The organism is Nocardioides sp. (genome assembly GCF_035697785.1).
Taxonomy (GTDB): Bacteria; Actinomycetota; Actinomycetes; order Propionibacteriales; family Nocardioidaceae; genus Nocardioides_B.
Window position 1 is genome coordinate 1 of sequence record NZ_DASSCL010000145.1, and the last position, 2,234, is coordinate 2,234.

A 2,234-nucleotide genomic window follows, 5' to 3' on the forward strand; every position below is an offset into this window, starting at 1 on the left:
CGCCGCGGCCCTGTCGCGCAGGTCGGCGTGCATCCCCCCGAACGCTTCGGCGTCCGGCAGCAACGACTTCGCCGCCTTGACCACGACGCTGTAGTTGGCGTCCACGACGTTCGCGACCGGGACCTCCGCGATCTGGGAGCACAGCTGGTAGGCGTCCATCGGGTGCAGCCCGTAGAGCTCCGCGACCCAGTGCACCAGCTCGGCGTTGCCGATCCGCCAGGAGTCCTCCATCGGCCGGCTCGAGCCGACGGTCATCCAGTGAGTGTCATCCTCGATGCGGGGCCACCCCGGCGCTCCGCCCTTGATCAGGTCGACGATGAGGGTGGTGGTCATCGCGCCCTCTACGGCGGTGCCGCAGGCCTCCCCCTCGCCCTGCCGGTAGTGACCGTCGCCAATGGAGAACATCGCCCCCTCGACGTTGACGCCCAGGAAGGCGGTCGCGCCGGCGCGCATCTGCGGGGTGTCCATGTTGCCGCCGAACCGGTCGGGCACCAGGGAGGACCGGACCTCGCCGCCGGCCGGTGCGACTCCGACGGTGCCGAGCATCGGCGCGAGGGGCAGCTCGATCCGGTGGTCGCTGTGCCGGGCCGCGAAGGCCACGGTGCCGCGGTCGCGGTCCAGCTCGTAGATCCAGGTCGTGTCCGGCAGCGCGTCCTGGAGCGTCACCACCCGGTCGGTGCTGGTCATGCCGCCGAAGAACGGGATGGCCGCCGAAGCCGCCCAGTCGCGCGCCGGTTCCAGGGCCACGAGGTGGATCGCGAGGGTGTCGCCGGGCTCGGCGGCCTCGACGTAGAACGGCCCGGTCTGCGGGTTGACGAACCTGAGGTCGATCTTGGCGGTGGACAGGTCGTCGACGCTGCGCAGCACACCCCCGAACGCGTCGTCGGACCAGAGCCGCATCGCGGTCCCCGGCTCGATGCGCATCGCAGGAGGTGCGCCGCCGAACGTGTAGGCGTACTGCTCGCGTGTCGGCGTGTACTCGAGGACCTCCATTTTCGGAAACTACCTCAGCCCGAACGAAGCCGTACATGGTCACTTCGGAGCTCGGCGACCCGTTGTACGCCGAGCAGCGCGAGCGTGCTGGTCGCCTCCTGCATCAGCAGGTCGGCGGCCCGCTGCACGCCGCGTTCGCCGCCGGCCATCAGCCCGTAGAGGTAGGCGCGTCCCACGAGAGCCGCCCGGGCGCCGAGGGCAACGGCCGCGACGATGTCGGAGCCGGACAGGATGCCGCCGTCGACGTACACCTCGGCGCGGTCACCGACCGATTCCACGACCGACGGGAGCACCTCCAGCGGGGTCGGTGCCCGGTCCAGCTGCCGGCCGCCGTGGTTCGAGACGACGATGGCGTCGGCGCCGGCGTCCACCACCGCGCGAGCGTCGGCCAAGGTCTGGATGCCCTTCACGATCAGCGGCCCGTCCCACTCGGACCGCAGCCAGCCGAGGTCATCCATCGTGGCCGTGGGGTCGAACATCCGCGCCACCAGCTCGGCGACGGTGCCCTCGAACTTGTGCAGCGACGCGAACTCCAGCGCCTCGGTCGTGATCAGGTCGAACCACCAGGCCGGGTGCCGGATCCCCTCGGCGAACGTGGCCAGGGTCAGCGAGGGCGGGATCGTGAGCCCGTTGCGCACATCGCGCAGGCGCGGCCCCGGCACCGGTGTGTCGACGGTCAGCATCAGCGCCTCGTAACCGGACTCCCGAGCCCGTACGACGAAGTCGCGGCTCGCCGCACGGTCGCGCCACAGGTACAGCTGGAACCATCGACGCCCCTCCGGTGCGGCAGCCGCGAGCGCCTCGATGGACGTGGTGCCCATCGTGGACAGGGCGTACGGGATGCCCACACGCGCCGCGACCCGAGCCACCGCCGGCTCGCCCTCGATGTGCATCATCCGGGTGAAACCTGTCGGCGCGAACACGAACGGTGCGCTCGACGGCCGCCCCAGGATCGTCGTAGACGTGTCGACGGCGGACACGTCCCGGAGCACCTGGGGCACGAACTCGAGCCGTGCATAGGCCTCCCGGGAACGGCGCAGCGCCAGCTCCTGCCCGGCGGCGCCGTCGGTGTAGTCGAACACGGCGCGTGGTGCCCGACGCCGCGCGAGCGCCCGCAGGTCGACGACGGAGGCGGCGCGGGCCAGGCGGCGCTCCGTCAGGTTGAGCGACCCGACCCCGGGGCGCAGCAGCGGCTGCAGCTCCGACCAGCGTGGCCGTCGGCGAGCGGTCATCCTCGAGTT

2 protein-coding genes are annotated in these 2,234 nt (G+C 71.6%); both read right to left on the bottom strand.

Features of this window, described 5'->3' with window-relative positions; genetic code table 11:
• On the bottom strand, window positions 1-993 hold a 993-nt coding region (locus tag VFH10_RS15525), incomplete at its 3' end, for an acetamidase/formamidase family protein (RefSeq protein WP_325130139.1).
• Window positions 994-1,007: 14 nt separating this feature from the next.
• The coding region (locus VFH10_RS15530; protein ID WP_325130141.1) for an alpha-hydroxy acid oxidase at window positions 1,008-2,234 on the bottom strand (1,227 nt) is incomplete at its 5' end.